Below are 18,072 nucleotides of genomic sequence, written 5' to 3'. Positions count from 1 at the left end.
TGAGGTGGGTGTGCCGAGGTTGCTGGCGGCGATGAGGTAATACACCCCCTGAGAATCAGGTACCGAAAAGAGAAAAGCCCAGCTGAAATCAGCTGGGCTTTTTAGTTCAAGGCCGCTAGAGCGTGTTTTTACACAGTCTCTGTATAGCGGGCCTTTTGCCAGGTGAAGCCGGTTAGACGCGCTCCACCACCGTGGTGATGCCCTGTCCCAGGCCGATGCACATGGTGGAAACGCCAAGTGTCAGATCACGTTCCTCCATGACATTGAGCAGTGAGCCGGTGATGCGGGTTCCGGAACAGCCAAATGGGTGGCCCAGGGCGATCGCGCCGCCGTGTACGTTGACCTTTTCATCCATTTTGTCGAGCAGGTCCAGGTCCTTCAGCACCGGCAATGCCTGCGCCGCAAAGGCCTCGTTCAGTTCCACCATGTCGATGTCATCGATGCTGAGACCAAGCTGCTTAAGCGCCTTCTTGGTTGAGGGAACCGGCCCATACCCCATAATGGAGGGATCAACACCCGCGAGTGTCATCGCCCTGACCCTGGCGATAGGCTTGAGGCCCAGTGCCTGGGCTTTTTCAGCAGACATCATCAGCATCGCCGAGGCGCCATCAGATATCTGTGAGGACTGGCCCGGGGTGACGGTGCCGCCCTGGGGGTTGAATGACGGCCGCAGTTTGGCCAGGTCTTCCAGGTTGGTTTCCGGCCGAATAGTCTCGTCCACGTCTACTGACACCAGGGCGCCGTTCTCGTCGTGACCATCGATGGGGATGATCTCACGCTTGAACTTGCCTTCGATGGTGGCCTTGTGCGCCAGTTGGTGGGAACGCATGCCGAACTCATCCTGGGCCTCGCGGGTGATGCCGTGCATCATCGCCAGGTACTCCGCCGTCATGCCCATCATGCCCGCGGCCTTGGCCACGGAGCGGCCCATACGCGGATTGGGATCCACGTTGCTGGGATCCATCATCGGCAGGTGACCCAGGTGTTCCACGCCGCCCACGAGGTAGACATCACCCACGCCAGCCATGATGTTCGCCGCCGCGGTTTGCAGGGCGCTCATGGATGAACCACACAGGCGATTCACCGTCTGCGCGGGAATGGAGTGCGGCAGTTCGGCGTTCAGTACGATCATGCGCGCCAGATTCATACCCTGCTCACCGCGCTGGATAACGGCACCCCAGATCATGTCATCGATTTCGGCCGGATCCAGCGCCGTATTGCGTGCCAGCATGCCCTTGATTACGGCGGCGGACAGGTCGTCTGCGCGCACGTTGCGGAAGCAACCGTTCTTGGAGCGCCCCATTGCTGAGCGGGCGTAGTCGACGATCACTGCATCTCTCGGATTCAAACTCACAGTATTTCTCCTTTATTCCTGCCCTGACTCAGTAATAGGTCTCGCCATTGGCGAGCATTTCGTTCATGCGATCGGTCAGCTCATAGGCTTTGCCGAGATGGGCGAACTTCTCTGACGCCGCTTTGATCGCGTCCAGTCCCACGGTGTCCATCCAGCGGAAGATACCGCCGCGGAAGGGTGGGAAGCCCACGCCGTAGAGCAGGGCCAGATCGGCTTCAGCAGGCGTGCCGACGATGTCTTCTTCAACACAGCGGGCCATCTCGATGGCCATGGGCAGCATCATGCGCATGATGATGTCTTCCTTGTCGAACTCAGTGCGCTCGCCGACCACATCCGCAATCATGTTGTAGACGTCTTCGTTAACGGTTTTCTTCGGTTTGCCGCGCTTGTCTTCCACGTACTCGTAGAAGCCCTTGCCGTTCTTCTGGCCGTAGCGGTCCAGCTCGAACATCACTTCGGTGGCGCTCTTGAAATCGGGCTGCATGCGGTCGGGGAAGCCCTCTGCCATCACGTTGGCCGCGTGTACGCCGGTATCAATCCCGACCACATCCATCAGGTACGCCGGACCCATGGGCCAGCCCCAGCGTTCCATTACCTTGTCGATGGCCTGGAAGTCTGCGCCATCGCGGAGCAGCATGTTGAAGCCGCCGAAGTAGGGGAACAGCACCCGGTTGACCAGGAAGCCGGGGCAGTCGTTTACCACCACGGCCTTCTTGCCCATCTTGTTGGCGTAGGCCACGGTGCGCGCGATTGCCGCATCAGAGGTCTTTTCGCCACGGATGACTTCCACCAGAGGCATGGCGTGTACCGGGTTGAAAAAGTGCATGCCGCAGAAGTTTTCCGGACGTTCCAGCGCTTCCGCCAGGTAGGTGATGGAAATCGTGGACGTGTTGGAGGCCAGTACGGCGTCCTTGTCGATGTGTTTCTCGGTTTCCGCCAGCACAGCGTGTTTCACCTTGGGGTTTTCCACCACCGCCTCGACGACGATATCCACGTCCTCGAAGCCGGCGTAGGTGAGGGTCGGGTCGATACTGTTGAGGATGTCGCCCATCTGGTCCGGTGTCATGCGGCCGCGGGCCACACGCTTGGCCAGCAGTTTGTTGGCTTCGGACAGTCCCAGGTCGAGGCCGTCCTGGTTGATATCCTTCATCTTGATTGGCGTGCCTTTCAATGCACTCTGGTAGGCGATGCCGCCGCCCATGATACCGGCGCCAAGTACCGCCGCCTGTTCGATCTTCTTGTCCGCCTGCTTTTCCCAGCCCTTGGCCTTCTTGCCCAGTAACTGGTCGTTCAGGAATACACCGACCAGCGCAGAGGCGACCGGTGTGGTGGCGAGTTCAGCGAAACCGTCCGCTTCTACATCCAGCGCGTCTTCAAGGCTCATGGAGCGGGCCTGTTCGATCACGTCGACCACCTTGATGGGTGCCGGGTAGTTTTTGCCGGCCTGCTGCGCGACCATGGACTTGATGGTAAAGAAGCTCATCATGGCTTCCGTGTCATTCAGGGGCAGTGGGCCATGCTTGCGCGCGCGGCGCTCGGCATAGTCCAGGTTGCCGTCGATGGCATTCTGCAGGGTGGCCAGGGTCACATCGCGGAGCTGGTCCGGCGCTGCCACGGCATCGACCGCGCCCGCTTTCAGGGCGTCATCAGGGCGTTTGTCGGCGCCTGTCGCCATCCACATGACGGCCTCGTCAACGCCGATGATGCGCGGCAGTCGGACTGTGCCGCCCCAGCCGGGGAGAATGCCCAGCTTGGTTTCTGGCAGGCCGATCTTGGCGGCGGTGCTCATTACGCGGAAATCGCAGGCCAGGCACACCTCGAGGCCGCCGCCCATGGCGAAACCATTGATGGCTACAGCGCTGGGGTAGGGCAGGCCCGCTATGCGATTGAAGTTCTTGTTGTTGGTGCCGGTGAAGGGCTTGATGTCATCTTTGGACGCGCCGAACAAACTGGTGAATTCAGTAATATCAGCACCGACGATGAACACCGGCTTACCGGAGGTGACCAGCAGGCCCTTGATACCGTTTTCGGCTTCCAGCGCATCCAGGCCGGCAGTCAGGCTGGTTACGGTGGCGTTATCGAATTTGTTGACGGATTCGCCCTGAAGGTCGAAGTTCAGCTCTGCGATATCGCCTTCCAGGCGTGTGATCGTTAGCTGGGCACTCTCATAGATCATGTCAGTGTCCTGTCTCGGGTTGGTGTGGTGTTTATGGGGCCATGAAGTGTAGTCCAGGCGCATCCTGCTGGCCATAGGTCGGCGCCACGGTCCACGTGCAGGCGCGGTTCGCTCTCGCTCAGCAGGGCAGGAAGTTTACAGCGAATACATTATGTGGTCCAGTGGGGCAGACAGCTGGCAATAGTGCACGGAAATCCGCTTCGGCATTCTGGTATGGTGCGCGCATCCTATCCATCAATCGTTGCGCAGGTCATTCATGCATCCCAAGCCCTATCCCGGTCAAAGCGTTACTGTCGCCATATTCCTGGTTCTGTTGCTTGGCATGGTGGCGTCGGCCACCTGGCTGCTTGGCGTGGACGACCAGGTATACCTAAAGCAACTGATTGAGGATGAGGGTCCGGTGCAGCTGGTGGGGCAGACCGCCATATTTATCGCCTTCGGCCTTGCCTGCCTGTTCGTCTTGGTCGATGGCCAGCGCCGTGTGGCTTATACACAGCTGAGCTACCTGTTGATGTTCTACGCATTGCGCGAGGCGGACTACCATTACAAGGTGTCGGAACACGCCAAGGCCACACAGTTCAAACGCTTCTTCAGCCACGAGCTGATACCGCTCTCGAGCAAGTTGTTTCTTGCCGCGATCGTTATCCTGTTCCTGGTAGTGCTGTACCGCTATCTCAAGACCCAGGCGCCCACGTTCAAGGCCGCCCTGCGCGGTCGCCTGCCCTGGGCTTTGTTTGCACTGGCCTGGGCCGGTGTGTTTTTCCTCTCCCAGGCAGTGGACCAGATACCGGTCTTCCATAACGTCACCGGCCAGGTGTTTGAGGAGATCTTTGAGTCCAGTGCGGAGGTACTGGTGTTGACGGCAATGATCCTGTTTCGCGTGCAGTTGCGCGCACCGGGGGCTAGTCCGGCCCGATCACCAGGGTAGGTAGCCCCAGGCAGTGACTCTTGATCGTGGTGACGCGGGTTCCCGGTTTGCGCCCGGTGCGTATGGGTGAATGCGCAACCCCGCTTGCGTCAAGCACCGCAACCGTCTCGTCAATGTCCCGGCAGAGATAGGTGATGCCCCAGAAAAAGTCCTGCTCGGGTGGTTGCCTGGTACTCTGGATGACTTCCAGGGTCATCTTTCCGTGGCGGAAGAACAGCATGCGACCGCCCCATTCAGGGACCTCCTGGTCCAGTGCCAGGCGCAGGCCGAGGTCCCGGTTGAACAGGCGGATGCAGTCGTCCGCGTCGTTTGACTGCAATACCACGTGGTCGACTGCATAGATGCCAGTTCGAGTGTGGCAGTCGCTGTAACCGGCATCCCTGAAGTGTGTGCGCGCCAGCGCGAGTTTCCTGGTATCCGTGTTCAGTGGCTCGATGCTGCCGGGGGGCAGCGCGTCGTCCCGCAGGTCCAGGCCGCGAATACCGGCCGGCCCCGGATGCCCAGCTGCTTGCAGCTGGATATCAACGTTGGCGAGACGAATTTGGTCAGCATCTGCCAGCGGACCAAGCAACACTTCGTAGTCGCGCCGCGCTGCATGCAGGTCGGGTACGTCCAGTATGATTCTGTCGAATCCGCTAATCATTCGCTGCTCAGTTGGTTCGCCAATTGTCCGGGGTGCTGGCGTCGGCGCACACGGCGTTGCTGCGCGCACAAACTGCCTGAACGCGCTTTAGGGGCAATTCGGTGTGCGCGGCAATGTCGGTAGCGCTGCTGCCAGCCGCGCCATTTTCCGCAGCGTCACGCAGGAACTGGATAATGACGCCTTCATGGATTTTGAATCGGACCCAGCGATACAGGGCAACATGTGCAAGCACTGCAACGATCACGACAGCAGCGACGATAACGGTTTCCATGGCGTCTGCTCAGTAGCGGGCGATTGGGGCGCAAGGGCATGCGGCAGCGTGCCCGTCGCACCGTTGATTCAGTGCAGTACGCGGTCCGTCTGGACCTCTGTCGCATGTTCCTGTGAGCTTTCGGTGGCGGCGACTTCCTGTTGCTGCACATAATTTCGTAACCGATTGACCACACTGGTCATAACGTCGATGGTCTGGCTGATCTGGTCCAGTGCCATGAGGATGGTTTCGGTTTCGCTGGGCTTTTTGTCAGACATTCAATGATCCTCGGCCGTCACCGTTGTTATTGTCGTCGCGTCAATATAGCGTTTGTTCGCGTTAAGCCAGGCGCGATGAGGGGACATCAGTCCCAGCTCAATGCGCCGCCAGTCTGATATTCGATGACCCTGGTTTCGAAGAAATTTTTCTCCTTGCGCAGGTCCATAATCTCGCTCATCCAGGGAAAAGGGTTCTGCGCCCCGGGAAACTGTTCCGGCAGCCCCAGTTGAGACAGCCGCCTGTTGGCGATGAAGTGGAGGTACTCCTCCATAATCGCGGCATTCATACCCAGCACGCCGCGCGGCATGGTGTCTCGCGCGTACTGCACTTCCAGTTCAGTGCCCTCGAGAATCATTTGTACCACCTCCTGCTGGAAGGTGTCTGTCCACAGCTGTGGATTCTCGAGCTTGATCTGGTTGATCACATCGATGCCGAAATTGAGGTGCATGGACTCGTCGCGCAGGATGTACTGGAATTGCTCCGCGACACCGGTCATCTTGTTGCGTCGACCCATGGAGAGTATCTGGGTAAAGCCGCAGTAGAAGAAGATGCCCTCGGTAACTGCGTAAAAGCCGATCAGGTTGCGCAGCAGCTCCTGGTCGGTTTCCGGCGTACCCGTGTTGAACGTGGGATCCGACAGACTATGGGTGTGGCTCAGGCTCCAGGCGGCTTTGGCGGCCACCGAGGGTACCTCGCGGTACATATTGAATACCTCGCCCTCATCCATGCCCAGAGACTCGATACAGTACTGGTAGGCATGGGTGTGGATGGCCTCTTCAAACGCCTGGCGCAGGAGATACTGGCGGCATTCCGGGTTGGTTATCAGTCGGTAAATGGCCAGCACCAGATTATTGGCGACCAGTGAATCTGCCGTGGAAAAATAACCCAGTGAACGCATTATGATGCGACGTTCGTCTTCGCTGAGACCGTCTGCGCTTTTCCAGGTGGCCACGTCTGCGGTCATGTTGATTTCCTGTGGCATCCAGTGATTGGCGCAGCCGTCCAGGTATTTTTGCCACGCCCAGTCGTACTTGAATGGCACCAGCTGGTTCAGGTCGGCGCGGCAGTTGATCATGGCTTTTTCGTCTACAGAGACTCTGGCTGCGCCCATTTCCAGCTCTTCCAGTCCGCGGGCTACATCAATCTCTGCCACTGCAGCGGCTGCGCGCGCCAGTGGGTCAATGGCTGCCTGCGCGTTTGCTGTGGTCGCCTGTGCCACGCTCGCAGCGGGGCTCGGGGCCGCCTCCGGTGATTCGGCATGCATGGGCGCAGCCTGGGTAACCGGCGGTTCTGTGGGTTGCACGGGGCGCCCGGGCTGGGCTTCAACGTGGGCTGGTTTTTGCACCGGCGGCTGCGCGGTAGCTGGCTGCGGCGCAGCCGCTGCCGGGGTGGTGTCTTCCTTGTGGTAATCGTCCCAACTTAACATCTGTTGCTATTCCCTGGTCGTTCGTTTCAGAATCCTGCTGCCTGGCCCGCTCTGCGCCTGCGCTTACTGGCAGGCCTCGCAGTCCGGGTCGTCCAGCGAGCAGGCCGCCGGCACCGGCGCGGGCGTCGCGGTATCGCTGGATACCGCATTGAGTGCGCCGGTCTCGATGGTCGATTTCTCCGTGCCCGTTGCGGCGAGTGAGCGCAGGTAGTAGGTGGTTTTCAGGCCGCTGTACCATGCCATCCGGTAGGTGATATCGAGTTTCTTGCCGTTGGCGTTGTTGATGTAGAGATTCAGCGACTGGGCCTGGTCGATCCACTTCTGCCGTCGGCTTGCGGAGTCGACGAGCCACCGGGGCTCCACTTCGAAGGCAGTCGCGTAGATGGCTTTCAGGTCCGCTGGCACGCGATCTATAGCCTGCACTGAACCGTCGAAGTATTTGAGGTCGTTGACCATCACCCCATCCCACAGTCCGCGGTCTTTCAGGTCTTTGACCAGGTACGGGTTGACCACAGTGAATTCGCCTGACAGGTTCGATTTCACATACAGGTTCTGGTACGTGGGCTCAATCGACTGGGATACTCCTGTGATATTGGCGATGGTGGCGGTGGGTGCGATCGCCATGACATTGGAGTTGCGCATGCCCTGGCGCAGTACTTGTGCGCGCAGGTTTGCCCAGTCCAGTGTCTGCTCCTGGTTGACCTGAATGTAATCGGCCCCGCGCTCTTCAATAAGCTTCTGGATTGAGTCGATGGGGAAAATTCCCTGGCTCCACAACGACCCCTGGTAGCTCGAGTAGGTACCGCGTTCCGCCGCCAGTTCACTGGAAGCCTCGATCGCGTAGTAGCTGATGGCCTCCATCGAGCGATCCGCGAAGGTGACCGCCTGATCGGAGCCGTAGGCAATGTGCTGCCTGTACAGGGCATCCTGGAAGCCCATCAGGCCGAGGCCTACCGGGCGATGTTTGAAGTTGGAATTGCGCGCGCTGTCCACCGAGTAGTAGTTGATGTCGATGACGTTATCGAGCATGCGCACTGCGGTGCGCACGGTGTTGCGCAGTTTTTCCAGGTTGAGGCCATTGTCGTCAATATGTTGCGGCAGGTTCACCGAGCCCAGGTTGCAGACGGCGATTTCGTCGGCATTGGTATTCAGGGTGATCTCCGTGCACAGGTTGGAGGAGTGCACCACGCCTACATGCTGCTGCGGTGACCGCAGGTTGCAGGGATCCTTGAAGGTCATCCACGGATGCCCGGTTTCGAATAACATGCCCAGCATCTTCCGCCACAGGTTCTCCGCCTTGACGGTTTTGAACAGCGTGATTTCACCGCTGCGGGTCATCGCTTCATATTGCTGGTAGCGCTGCTCGAAGGCTCGACCGTAGAGATCATGCAGGTCCGGTACGTCGCTGGGTGAGAACAGCGTCCAGTCCTCGCCATTGAAAACGCGCTTCATGAACAGGTCAGGAATCCAGTTGGCCGTGTTCATATCGTGGGTGCGACGGCGATCGTCGCCCGTGTTTTTACGTAACTCTACGAATTCCTCGATATCGAGGTGCCAGGTTTCCAGGTAGGCGCAGACCGCGCCTTTGCGCTTGCCGCCCTGGTTGACCGCAACCGCCGTGTCGTTCACCACCTTGAGGAAGGGTACGATGCCCTGGCTTTTGCCATTGGTGCCCTTGATATAGGCGCCCAGGGCACGCACTGGCGTCCAGTCATTGCCCAGCCCGCCGGCAAACTTGGATAGCATGGCGTTGTCCTGGATTGCGCCATAGATGCCATGCAGGTCATCCGGTACCGTGGTCAGGTAGCATGAGGACAGCTGCGGTCGCAATGTGCCCGCGTTGAACAGCGTCGGGGTAGAGCTCATATAGTCGAAGGATGACAGGAGCTTGTAGAACTCGATCGCCCGGTCATCGCGCGCGGTTTCTTCCACTGCCAGTCCCATGGCAACGCGCATGAAAAAGATTTGCGGCAATTCAAAGCGTGTCTCTGCGCTGTGAATGAAGTAGCGGTCGTAGAGGGTTTGCAGGCCCAGGTAAGTGAACTGCAGATCCCGCTCTGGCAGCAGTGCGCGGCCGAGTTTTTCCAGGTCAAAGCTGGCCAGCTCTGGCGCCAGTAGTTCCAGCTCAATACCCCGGGCAATGTAGGCGGGCAGGGCGCGGGCGTACAAGTGCTCCATGTCCCCCTGCGTGGCTGTCTCGGCAACGCCGAGGAAGGAGAGCGCTTCGGCGCGCAGGCTGTCCGAAAGCAACCGGGCCGCGACGAAGGAGTAGTTGGGCTCCTGTTCGATCATGGTGCGCGCGGTAATGACGAGAGAAGTGGATAGCTCGTCCGCCGTGACCCCGTCGTACAGGTTTTTTAGCGCCTCATCGAGAATGTCGGCTTCGCTGACATCATCGAGCCCGACGCAGGCCTCGCTGACAATCGTGTGCAGACGGTCCAGGTCAAGGGGAGCGCGGCTGCCATCAGCCTGCACCACATTGATGGCACTGGCAGCGGCTTGTGTTTCCTGGGAGAGACTGGCCTTGGCGGCGCGTTTGCGAGCCTGCTCTTCCCGATAGATCACGTAGTCCCGGGCAATCTTGTGCTCGCCAGCACGCATCAATGACAGTTCCACCTGATCCTGGATGTCCTCGATGTGAATGGTGCCGCCTGAGGGCATACGTCGTCTGAACGTGGCGGCGACCTGGTCGGTCAGTTTCGCCACGGTCTCATGAATGCGGCTGGATGCCGCCGCCGTGCCGCCCTCTACCGCAAGAAATGCCTTGGTTATGGCAACTGAGATCTTGCTTTCCTCGAAGGCGACCACCGTGCCGTTACGTTTGATGACGCGCAGCTGTCCGGGCGCCGTGGCGGCTATACCACCGCTGACCGCGCCGGTTGCCTGGCCGTGGGTGTTGTCCACTGCGCCGGAAATGGCCTGGTTAGTATCTGTCTGCATTGCTACTCCGAACTGATTTGGCCTGCGGCCTTATTGTTGTGCATGGCTCTGCTGTTGCCACGGGACTGGCTTTGGGAGGCCTGGTGGGACATCGCCGCCGGTGCGGCGGGCTGCCCCAGTGCCTGGCCGCATGCCTTGCCCGCTATACCGCCTGCTGCCCGCGTTGCCAGCTCGCATCGGGCTGGCTGTTCCCCTGGCCGCCAGACGTGTGCAAAAGCGTAACAGTGAGGTGACAAAATGAGGCCTATTGGTCATTGTTTGATCACGCCTCACCCCATATATTGGGGTTTATGGGTCAGCGATATACAAGATAGTGCGGCCGGGGCGGATTTGCAAGGCACCAGTCTGGGTTTATTTTGTGGATAACTTGTTGATAGTTCCGAACGTGTCTTATGGCCGGGGAGGGTGGCCGTTCTCGGGCAAGGAATGAGCGTTTCGGTGGCCGGGGTACTGCAGGCAATGCCCCCCCGGCGCAAAGTCGACCCGGGGTTGCCGCCACCCGAGGCGATGTTCGTGCGTGGGCTCTTGGCTCAGCGATTTGCCAATAGCAGGGCTTCCATTACCGCTTTTTGCGCATGCAGGCGATTCTCGGCCTCGTCCCAGATGACCGTGTCGCTCGCGTCCATCAGCTCAGCGCTGATTTCTTCACCGCGATGCGCGGGCAGGCAGTGCATGTACAGCGCATCCGGGGCCGCCCGGCTCATCAGCTCGGCGTTGACCTGGTAGCCCGCAAACGCGGCGGCGCGGGCCTTTTGCTCGGCCTCCTGGCCCATGGAGGCCCAGACATCGGTCACCACCAGGTGGGCGCCCTCCGCTGCAGTCTTCGGGTCGCGCACAATGCTGACGCGATCGCGATTTGCCGCGAGCAGTTCGCTGGAAGGTTCAAAACCCGGGGGACAGGCGATGCGCAATTCAAAATCGAACTGCCGGGCCGCGTTGATGTAGCTCTGGGCCATGTTGTTGCCGTCACCCACCCAGGTCACCACTTTCCCATTGATGCTGCCGCGGTGCTCATGGAAGGTCTGCATATCCGCGAGTAACTGGCAGGGGTGGTAGTCGTCGGTTAGCCCGTTGATGACCGGGACGGAGGAGTGTGCCGCGAAAGTTTCGACAATGTCATGGCCGAAGGTGCGAATCATGACGATATCGACCATCGAGGATATGACCCGTGCGCTGTCCTCGATAGGTTCGCCGCGGCCAAGCTGGGTGTCGTCCGGGGACAGGAACATGGCATGCCCGCCCAGTTGGGTCATCCCGGCTTCAAATGATACCCGGGTACGGGTGGACGATTTGGCAAAGATCATCCCCAGCACGTGGCCGGTGAAACGGCGCTCGTCGGTGCGCGCGTGGTGGTCCTGCTTCATTTTGCTCGCCCGTTGGATGAGCTGCTGCAGTTCGCCCGGGGTGAAGTCCAGTAGTGTCAGGAAATGCCGCGTGTCAGCCATAGTCAGTCTGTCCTGCTTCTTGCTTTGGGGCTAAAGGCCCAGTATGAGTTTGGCCACGCCCTCGGCCAGCTCATTGGCCTCGGTCTCATTGATGATCAGCGGCGGCAGCAGGCGTACGGTGTTGCCGTTGGTCACGTTGATCAACAGGCCCTGTTCCAGTGCCTTCGCCACCAGTTCCGGGCACTCACGGTTGACCTCGAAACCGAGCATCAGGCCCTTTCCGCGGACGCTCCTGAGCTTGCCAGAGGAGGCCGTTGCCGACTCGATGTGTTCTCTTATCAGTGCTCCCATGCGCACCGCATTGTCGAGCAGGCCGGAGCCCAGTATGGTATCTACCACCGTCAGGGCCACCGCGCAGACCAGTGGATTGCCGCCGTAGGTAGAGCCATGCTGGCCCGGTCCGAACACGCTCGCCGCCTTGCCGCGTGCCAGGCAGGCACCGATAGGGACACCGTTGCCCAGCCCCTTTGCTGTGGTGACGACGTCGGGCGTAAAGCCCATGTCCTGGTAGGCGAACCAGGTGCCGGTGCGGCCGTTACCCGTCTGAACTTCATCGAGCATCATCAGCCAGTCGTGTTCATCACAGAGTTCGCGCACGGCCAGCAGGTATTCGGGATCCAGTTCGTAAATGCCGCCCTCACCCTGGATCGGCTCGGCCATAAAGGCCACCACGTCAGGATTGTTGGCGGCTATCTGCCGAATGGCCTCGATGTCATTGCGGGGCGCGCGCACAAAGCCACTGACCAGCGGCTCGAAACCAGCCTGGATTTTACGATTGCCAGTGGCACTCAGGGTCGCCAGGGTGCGGCCGTGAAATGCGCCTTCCAGTACCACGATAGCCGGCTTTTCCACGGCCCGGTCATGCCCGAACAGGCGTGCGAGCTTGATCGCTGCCTCATTGGCCTCGGCGCCGGAGTTGCTGAAAAAGCAGCGCTCCATATCGGTGACTTCACACAGTCGCTCGGCCAGCGCTTCCTGTAGCTCAACGCCGTAAAGGTTGGAGGTGTGCAGCAGTTTGTCTGCCTGTTCTGTCAGTGCTGCGGCAACGCCGGGATGGGCGTGCCCAAGGCCATTGACGGCGATGCCAGCGATACCATCCAGGTAGCGTCGTCCCTCTTTGTCGAAGAGGTACACGCCTTCCCCGTAATCAAAGCTGACCGGTAATCTGGAATACGTTGGCATCAGCGCCGACATTTTTCGTCCTCCATATAAACGCAAAAAGGCAGCTGCGGCTGCCTCGAAGCAGAGCACTATAGACGCCGATGGCCCGCTTGTAAATCACCTGCGAACGCCGTGGGTATTTTGCAGTCAGAATAGGGTAGAATGCGCGGCTTTCAGATGCGTGGCTCCGGGCCGCGGTAAGTAACAAGACGCAGGTTTATCATGGATATTATTAACACCATCAAAGAACAGATTGAGAACAACACTATCCTTCTTTATATGAAGGGGTCTCCCAACCAACCGCAGTGTGGCTTTTCTGCTCGCACGGTGCAGGCACTGATGCAGTGCGGGGAGCGCTTTGCCTACGTGGACATACTTTCCAACCCCGAGATCCGGGCGAACCTGCCCAAGTATGCGAACTGGCCCACGTTCCCGCAGCTCTGGGTGGATGGTGAATTGATTGGCGGCTGCGATATCGTGACCGAGATGTTTGAATCCGGAGAGTTGCAGACCCTTATCAAGGAGGCGGCCGCCAGCAATGCGGCGGATTAGGGCCTGTTCACACTAACTGAGTTAGCCCTGCTGCCACTGGTTTCGTGGCCTGCAAGGCAGGAATTGCGCGGTGTGGTGGCGCCACATAAGCAATTTCTAACGCCGCAGGTTGCGAAACCAGCGGCAGCCCTATGGGTTGTGGCAGAAAAAGCGCCATTCTTCGTTATTCGTCGTTCATTTGGAGCAACCAAACTTCTCTCCTCACGCCTCGACTGGCGCTTTTTCTGTCACAACAGGGCCAACTCAGTTAGTGTGAACAGGCCCTAGTCCTCCGGCTTGACGGTATGCATAGCGGTCTGCAGGTAGTTCTGCAGACCCACTTTTTCTATCAGTCCGAGCTGTGTTTCCAGCCAGTCTATGTGCTCTTCTTCCGCGGCCATAATCTCCTTGAAAATGTCCCGCGAGACATAGTCACCTGCCTTTTCGCAGTACTCAATTGCCTCTCTCAGGTCCGCATGGGCCTTGTGCTCCAGTTTCAGGTCGCATTCGAGCATTTCACGCGTGTTCTCGCCGATCAGCAATTTGCCCAGGTCCTGCAGGTTGGGTAAGCCCTCCAGGAAAAGGATACGCTCAATCAGCGTGTCCGCGTGCTTCATTTCATCGATGGATTCGTGATATTCGTGCTCGCCAAGCTCGCGCAGGCCCCAGTCCTTGTACATACGGGCATGCAGGAAATACTGGTTGATGGCGACCAGTTCGTTGCCCAATACGATATTCAGGTGCTCGATAACTTTAGGGTCGCCCTTCATGTGTACTCTCCTTGGCAGCAGTCGACCGTAGCATGGACCGCACCGGGGCGGCTGTCAAAGATTTGCCCCGCGCTGCGGATCAACAGGTGATGCAGGCGCAGGTGATGGCCCGGGAATTCGCTCAGGTGGCGGCGTAGAACAGCTGCTGCTCCGCTTCTGCATTGCATGACAGGGACTCGCGCACAATGTCTCTCGCGGTGATTCCGCACTTGCCGCACTGGCTGGCGACCCCGAGTGAGGCATGCACGTCGCGCATCGAGCGCGCTCCCTCCTGCACGGCGTCGCGAATCTGGGTGTCGGTAATTCCTTTACAGAGGCAAACGTACATGGTTCGAACTGTGTTGGTTGCTGAAGTGCTTAAAGTAATCGTAATGATAATGATTGTCAATAACATATTGCCCGGGACGGGTTTCCGCCCACGCGCCGACCCGGTCCCGCTGATAGATCAAAACTATCCCCCCAATTCGCACAGACAAATTGGAGCGCTCACGCTGCCTGTGTATCATGTCCGACTGGCGTCGTTAAGGACGCCGCAACAACTGAAACTTAATGTATTCAATAAGGAGTAACAGCACATGGGCGTATTAGTTGGTAAGCCTGCCCCGGATTTTGACGTGGCGGCCGTACTGGGCAATGGTGAAATCGTTGATTCCTACAAGCGTTCAGAGGCGATGGCCGGCAAGTACGGCTTGGTGTTTTTCTACCCGCTGGACTTCACGTTTGTCTGCCCATCAGAGCTTATTGCACTGGATCACCGCATGGACAAGTTCCGTGAGCTGGGTGTGGAAGTCGTGGCGGTATCGATAGACTCTCAGTTCACGCACAACGCGTGGCGGAACACCGATGTGAAGGACGGTGGTATTGGCGCTGTGAGCTATACCATGGCCGCTGACGTGAATCACGACATCTGTCGCTCCTACGATGTGGAAGAGCAGGGTGGCGTCGCCTTCCGGGGTGCGTTCCTGATCGACAAGGAAGGCATGGTGCGTTCACAACTCGTAAACGACCTGCCGCTGGGCCGTAACATTGACGAACTGATTCGCCTTGTTGAAGCGCTGCAATTCCACGAAGAGCACGGTGAAGTATGCCCGGCGGGTTGGAACAAGGGCGACAAGGGCATGGACGCATCACCTGACGGTGTAGCTGCCTACCTGTCCGAAAACGCTGAAGGTCTGTAATTAGACACTCAAGCAACACGACGAAAGCGGGCTTCGGCCCGCTTTTTTCTGCTTCACAGCTCAGGATGGCCCCGTCGCCAGTCAACTGCGGGTAGTCTGCTGGTGGCGTCAATTGGCTCTTGCTAACGCCGGGTAACGCACATCCCCCAGGGTGGTGGGCCCAGCGCGAGCATTGCCCCTCGCTTGATGTATAATTCCCGGCCGTTTATTTGCCAGACAGAACCGTACCAATGGATTTAGATCAGTACATGACGGATGTGGGTCGCGCCGCACGTGCGGCCTCGCGCCATGTGGCGGCCTCCGCAACCAACGCGCGTAATACGGCACTGCTGGCAGCCCGGGATGCACTGGATGCTGCAAGGCCTGCGCTGGCCGCTGCCAACGCCGCGGACATGGAGCGCGGTGCCGCCAATGGTCTTGATCCGGCGCTGATGGATCGGCTGGAGCTGACACCGGCGCGGGTGGATTCCATGCTGGAGGGGCTCACCCAGGTCGCGACCCTGCCCGATCCGGTGGGCAGTATCAGTGACATGAACGCTATGCCCAGCGGTATCAAGGTGGGGAAAATGCGCGTACCCCTGGGGGTCATCGGTATCATCTACGAATCGCGACCGAATGTAACGGTCGAGGCGGCAAGCCTGTGTCTGAAGTCCGGCAATGCCACCATTTTGCGCGGAGGTAGTGAGGCACTGGAGTCCAATATGGCCATAGCCCGCTGTCTCACCCTGGGCCTGCAGCAGGCGGGACTGCCGGAAGCCGCGGTGCAGGTCATAGAGACCCGCGACCGGGCTGCGGTAGGACGGCTGATCAGCATGCCCGAGTATGTGGACGTCATCGTGCCCCGCGGTGGCAAGGGGCTTATAGAACGGATCAGTGCTGAAGCCAGGGTGCCTGTCATCAAGCACCTCGACGGCAACTGCCATGTGTTCATTGACGAGGATGCTGATGAGGACATGGCCGTGGCCATCGCTGTCAACGCCAAGACCCAGCGATATGGCACCTGCAACACCATGGAAACGCTGCTGGTCCATGCATCGATAGCTGGCAGTGTGTTGCCGCGACTGGCTGACGAATACCTCAGCGCAGGAGTTGAACTGCGCGGCTGTGAGCGGACCTGCGCCCTGCTGCCGGCGGCGATAGCGGCTACCGAGGCAGATTGGGAGGAGGAGTATCTCGGCCCTGTGTTGGCGGTGCGGGTCGTCGACAGCCTGCAGGCGGCAATGGATCACATCGAGGCCCATAGTTCCCGGCACACCGAGACCATCGTGACGCGGGATCACGCCCGCGCGATGCGTTTCCTGCGGGAGGTGGATTCCAGCTCGGTAATGGTAAATGCCTCGACGCGCTTCGCCGATGGCTTCGAGTACGGATTGGGCGCCGAAATAGGTATCTCCACGGATAAGCTGCACGCACGCGGCCCGGTGGGTCTTGAGGGGCTGACCTCACAGAAGTATGTGGTCCTGGGCGAGGGGCAGGTGCGCAGTTGAGTGACCAGTTCGCCCCTGTAGGTGTGCTCGGCGGCACCTTCAACCCTGTGCATTACGGGCACTTGCGTTCGGCGCTGGAACTGGTGGAGTGCCTGCAGCTGGATCACCTGAGGCTGATGCCCTGCGCCATACCGCCGCATCGGGCGGCGCCTGATTGCCCTGCCCATGATCGAGCGGCGATGGTTGAACTTGCCGTTGCCGATGAGCCTGGCCTGCATTGCGATGACCGCGAACTGCACCGCAGCGGTCCTTCCTACACCATCGACAGCCTCGAGGCACTGCGCGCAGAGCTGGGCGACCGACACAGCCTGTGCCTGGTAATGGGCTGCGATGCCGTAAGGAAAATCGACACCTGGCATCGATGGGAAGAGTTGCTGTCGGTGGCGCATATCGTATTGCTCGCGCGCCCCGGATGGCAGTTGCCGGACGCTGGCCTGGTCGCGGACTGGCTCGCCGAGAATCGCAGGTCTGATCGCTCCTGGATCCGCAGGCAGCGCCACGGAACTATCCTGGTTGAGGAGTTAAGGCCGCTGGCCATCTCCGCTACTGAGATTCGCCACCTGTTACAGGCAGGCAGGTCTGCTCGCTACCTGCTGCCGGACCGGGTATTGGACTATATTGAACAACAGCAACTTTATCGTTAGAGAGGAATGGCTGGATGATGCTTTGCCAACACAGTAATGCAGGCTGAACAACTCAAGGAACTGGTGGTCGAGGCCCTGGACGACCTGAAAGCGGTCAACACGGTCACGCTGGATGTGACCGGGCTGACGGATGTCATGGACTACCTGGTGATTGCCAGTGGCACCTCCAATCGACATGTTAAATCACTGGCCGACAACGTATGCCTGGAGGCAAAAAAGCAGGGCCAGCGCGCGCTGGGCGTTGAAGGTGAGGACGCCGGCGAGTGGGTCCTGGTGGACTTCGGTGACGTGGTGGTGCACGTGATGCTTCCGGCCACGCGCGATTTTTATGATCTTGAGCGTCTCTGGTCAGAGCCACCCGGATCGCGCGGCGACTGATGCGAATCAGTATTGTCACGGTGGGCACGAAGATGCCTGCCTGGGTCGATGAGGGCGTGCAGGAGTACCACCGGCGCATGCCGCGAGAGCTCAAGGTAGACTGGAAGACACTGCCACTGGCAGCGCGCGGCAAGAACACGCGACCCGCGCAATACCGCGAGCAGGAGGGAGAGCAGATCCTCAAGACCATCCCCGATGGTGACAGGGTTATCGCACTGGATGTGCGCGGCAAGTCACTGTCAACTGAGCAACTGGCGGAGTCGCTCAGGCAGTGGCAGATGTCCGGAGACAACTACAGCCTGCTTATCGGTGGCCCGGACGGGTTGTCAGACGCCTGTCTGCAGCGCGCCGAGCGACGCTGGTCACTGTCCGCACTGACCCTGCCGCACCCGCTGGTGCGAATTTTATTGTCGGAGCAGCTCTACAGGGCTTGGACAATTACCGTCAATCACCCGTATCATCGCGAATAGACGATTCCCTAG

18 protein-coding genes are annotated in these 18,072 nt (G+C 59.4%); 7 read left to right on the top strand and 11 right to left on the bottom strand.

The window, feature by feature from the left end:
- Positions 1–172 precede the first annotated feature (172 nt).
- Together fadA and fadB are read right to left on the bottom strand one after the other, a co-directional pair.
- Positions 173–1,354, bottom strand: coding sequence for an acetyl-CoA C-acyltransferase FadA (gene fadA, locus F0M18_RS18840; protein ID WP_149613005.1), 1,182 nt, complete (start codon positions 1,352–1,354; stop codon positions 173–175).
- Positions 1,355–1,382: 28 nt separating this feature from the next.
- On the bottom strand, positions 1,383–3,530 hold the full coding sequence (fadB, locus tag F0M18_RS18835) for a fatty acid oxidation complex subunit alpha FadB (protein WP_149613004.1): 2,148 nt from the start codon (positions 3,528–3,530) through the stop codon (positions 1,383–1,385).
- 256 nt (positions 3,531–3,786) lie between these two features.
- Here fadB and F0M18_RS18830 point away from each other — a divergent pair, with 256 nt between their 5' ends.
- The gene (locus F0M18_RS18830; protein ID WP_149613003.1) at positions 3,787–4,458 is read left to right on the top strand and encodes a hypothetical protein; all 672 of its coding nucleotides are present in this window, start codon (positions 3,787–3,789) and stop codon (positions 4,456–4,458) included.
- On the opposite strand, the gene F0M18_RS18825 is transcribed toward F0M18_RS18830, so the two are convergent.
- The 7 genes from F0M18_RS18825 to F0M18_RS18795 all read right to left on the bottom strand — a co-directional run bounded on the left by F0M18_RS18825 (position 4,433) and on the right by F0M18_RS18795 (position 12,635).
- The gene (locus tag F0M18_RS18825; protein WP_149613002.1) at positions 4,433–5,101 is read right to left on the bottom strand and encodes a VOC family protein; all 669 of its coding nucleotides are present in this window, start codon (positions 5,099–5,101) and stop codon (positions 4,433–4,435) included. The two genes, F0M18_RS18830 and F0M18_RS18825, sit on opposite strands and share 26 nt — an antisense overlap.
- Positions 5,102–5,108: 7 nt before the next feature.
- Positions 5,109–5,372 (bottom strand): hypothetical protein, encoded by a 264-nt coding sequence (locus F0M18_RS18820; protein WP_149613001.1) that lies wholly within the window; start codon positions 5,370–5,372, stop codon positions 5,109–5,111.
- 68 nt (positions 5,373–5,440) lie between these two features.
- A complete protein-coding gene (locus F0M18_RS18815; protein WP_149613000.1) occupies positions 5,441–5,629 on the bottom strand; it encodes a hypothetical protein in 189 nt (62 codons plus the stop codon).
- An 86-nt stretch (positions 5,630–5,715) separates the two neighbouring features.
- Positions 5,716–7,056, bottom strand: coding sequence for a ribonucleotide-diphosphate reductase subunit beta (locus F0M18_RS18810; protein WP_149612999.1), 1,341 nt, complete (start codon positions 7,054–7,056; stop codon positions 5,716–5,718).
- A gap of 63 nt (positions 7,057–7,119) precedes the next feature.
- The gene (locus F0M18_RS18805) at positions 7,120–9,996 is read right to left on the bottom strand and encodes a ribonucleoside-diphosphate reductase subunit alpha (RefSeq protein WP_149612998.1); all 2,877 of its coding nucleotides are present in this window, start codon (positions 9,994–9,996) and stop codon (positions 7,120–7,122) included.
- A gap of 530 nt (positions 9,997–10,526) precedes the next feature.
- Positions 10,527–11,441 carry an ornithine carbamoyltransferase gene (gene argF, locus F0M18_RS18800; protein WP_149612997.1) on the bottom strand — a complete coding sequence of 305 codons (915 nt, stop codon included), beginning with the start codon at positions 11,439–11,441 and terminating at the stop codon, positions 10,527–10,529.
- A gap of 30 nt (positions 11,442–11,471) precedes the next feature.
- Positions 11,472–12,635: an aspartate aminotransferase family protein gene (locus tag F0M18_RS18795; RefSeq protein ID WP_223178012.1), complete on the bottom strand. Its 1,164-nt coding sequence runs from the start codon at positions 12,633–12,635 to the stop codon at positions 11,472–11,474.
- 189 nt (positions 12,636–12,824) lie between these two features.
- On the opposite strand from F0M18_RS18795, the gene grxD reads away from it, so the two are divergent.
- Positions 12,825–13,154 (top strand): Grx4 family monothiol glutaredoxin, encoded by a 330-nt coding sequence (gene grxD, locus F0M18_RS18790; RefSeq protein WP_149612996.1) that lies wholly within the window; start codon positions 12,825–12,827, stop codon positions 13,152–13,154.
- A 263-nt stretch (positions 13,155–13,417) separates the two neighbouring features.
- Here grxD and bfr read toward each other — a convergent pair whose 3' ends face one another.
- On the bottom strand, positions 13,418–13,903 hold the full coding sequence (gene bfr, locus F0M18_RS18785) for a bacterioferritin (RefSeq protein WP_149612995.1): 486 nt from the start codon (positions 13,901–13,903) through the stop codon (positions 13,418–13,420).
- 121 nt (positions 13,904–14,024) lie between these two features.
- Positions 14,025–14,231: a bacterioferritin-associated ferredoxin gene (locus F0M18_RS18780; protein WP_149612994.1), complete on the bottom strand. Its 207-nt coding sequence runs from the start codon at positions 14,229–14,231 to the stop codon at positions 14,025–14,027.
- Between the two features lie 247 nt (positions 14,232–14,478).
- Here F0M18_RS18780 and F0M18_RS18775 point away from each other — a divergent pair, with 247 nt between their 5' ends.
- The 5 genes from F0M18_RS18775 (at position 14,479) to rlmH (ending at position 18,060) form a co-directional block, all read left to right on the top strand.
- Positions 14,479–15,081, top strand: a complete 603-nt coding sequence (locus F0M18_RS18775) for a peroxiredoxin (RefSeq protein ID WP_149612993.1) — start codon at positions 14,479–14,481, stop codon at positions 15,079–15,081.
- A gap of 230 nt (positions 15,082–15,311) precedes the next feature.
- On the top strand, positions 15,312–16,568 hold the full coding sequence (locus F0M18_RS18770; RefSeq protein ID WP_149612992.1) for a glutamate-5-semialdehyde dehydrogenase: 1,257 nt from the start codon (positions 15,312–15,314) through the stop codon (positions 16,566–16,568).
- Complete coding sequence (gene nadD, locus F0M18_RS18765; protein ID WP_149612991.1) at positions 16,565–17,212, top strand: nicotinate-nucleotide adenylyltransferase; 648 nt, start codon at positions 16,565–16,567, stop codon at positions 17,210–17,212. The genes F0M18_RS18770 and nadD overlap by 4 nt, the downstream gene beginning before the upstream one ends.
- A gap of 36 nt (positions 17,213–17,248) precedes the next feature.
- Positions 17,249–17,590, top strand: coding sequence for a ribosome silencing factor (gene rsfS / locus F0M18_RS18760; RefSeq protein WP_149612990.1), 342 nt, complete (start codon positions 17,249–17,251; stop codon positions 17,588–17,590).
- Complete coding sequence (gene rlmH / locus F0M18_RS18755) at positions 17,590–18,060, top strand: 23S rRNA (pseudouridine(1915)-N(3))-methyltransferase RlmH (RefSeq protein WP_149612989.1); 471 nt, start codon at positions 17,590–17,592, stop codon at positions 18,058–18,060. Before rsfS ends, rlmH begins: the two co-directional genes overlap by 1 nt.
- Positions 18,061–18,072: the final 12 nt, after the last annotated feature.

This window comes from Pseudohalioglobus sediminis, from assembly GCF_008370495.1.
In the GTDB taxonomy this organism is placed as follows: domain Bacteria; phylum Pseudomonadota; class Gammaproteobacteria; order Pseudomonadales; family Halieaceae; genus Halioglobus.
The sequence above is the reverse complement of the archived record's forward strand: the minus strand, read 5'-3'. Positions and strand labels throughout refer to the sequence as shown.

What these genes read in the sequence shown, in the direction of transcription:
- fadB (WP_149613004.1), bottom strand. Translation starts at nt 3,530, where the DNA reads ATGATCTATGAGAGTGCCCAGCTAACGATCACACGCCTGGAAGGCGAT.
- F0M18_RS18830 (WP_149613003.1), top strand. Translation starts at nt 3,787, where the DNA reads ATGCATCCCAAGCCCTATCCCGGTCAAAGCGTTACTGTCGCCATATTC.
- F0M18_RS18825 (WP_149613002.1), bottom strand. Translation starts at nt 5,101, where the DNA reads ATGATTAGCGGATTCGACAGAATCATACTGGACGTACCCGACCTGCAT.
- F0M18_RS18820 (WP_149613001.1), bottom strand. Translation starts at nt 5,372, where the DNA reads ATGGAAACCGTTATCGTCGCTGCTGTCGTGATCGTTGCAGTGCTTGCA.
- F0M18_RS18815 (WP_149613000.1), bottom strand. Translation starts at nt 5,629, where the DNA reads ATGTCTGACAAAAAGCCCAGCGAAACCGAAACCATCCTCATGGCACTG.
- F0M18_RS18810 (WP_149612999.1), bottom strand. Translation starts at nt 7,056, where the DNA reads ATGTTAAGTTGGGACGATTACCACAAGGAAGACACCACCCCGGCAGCG.
- F0M18_RS18805 (WP_149612998.1), bottom strand. Translation starts at nt 9,996, where the DNA reads ATGCAGACAGATACTAACCAGGCCATTTCCGGCGCAGTGGACAACACC.
- argF (WP_149612997.1), bottom strand. Translation starts at nt 11,441, where the DNA reads ATGGCTGACACGCGGCATTTCCTGACACTACTGGACTTCACCCCGGGC.
- F0M18_RS18795 (WP_223178012.1), bottom strand. Translation starts at nt 12,635, where the DNA reads ATGTCGGCGCTGATGCCAACGTATTCCAGATTACCGGTCAGCTTTGAT.
- grxD (WP_149612996.1), top strand. Translation starts at nt 12,825, where the DNA reads ATGGATATTATTAACACCATCAAAGAACAGATTGAGAACAACACTATC.
- bfr (WP_149612995.1), bottom strand. Translation starts at nt 13,903, where the DNA reads ATGAAGGGCGACCCTAAAGTTATCGAGCACCTGAATATCGTATTGGGC.
- F0M18_RS18780 (WP_149612994.1), bottom strand. Translation starts at nt 14,231, where the DNA reads ATGTACGTTTGCCTCTGTAAAGGAATTACCGACACCCAGATTCGCGAC.
- F0M18_RS18775 (WP_149612993.1), top strand. Translation starts at nt 14,479, where the DNA reads ATGGGCGTATTAGTTGGTAAGCCTGCCCCGGATTTTGACGTGGCGGCC.
- F0M18_RS18770 (WP_149612992.1), top strand. Translation starts at nt 15,312, where the DNA reads ATGGATTTAGATCAGTACATGACGGATGTGGGTCGCGCCGCACGTGCG.
- rsfS (WP_149612990.1), top strand. Translation starts at nt 17,249, where the DNA reads ATGCAGGCTGAACAACTCAAGGAACTGGTGGTCGAGGCCCTGGACGAC.
- rlmH (WP_149612989.1), top strand. Translation starts at nt 17,590, where the DNA reads ATGCGAATCAGTATTGTCACGGTGGGCACGAAGATGCCTGCCTGGGTC.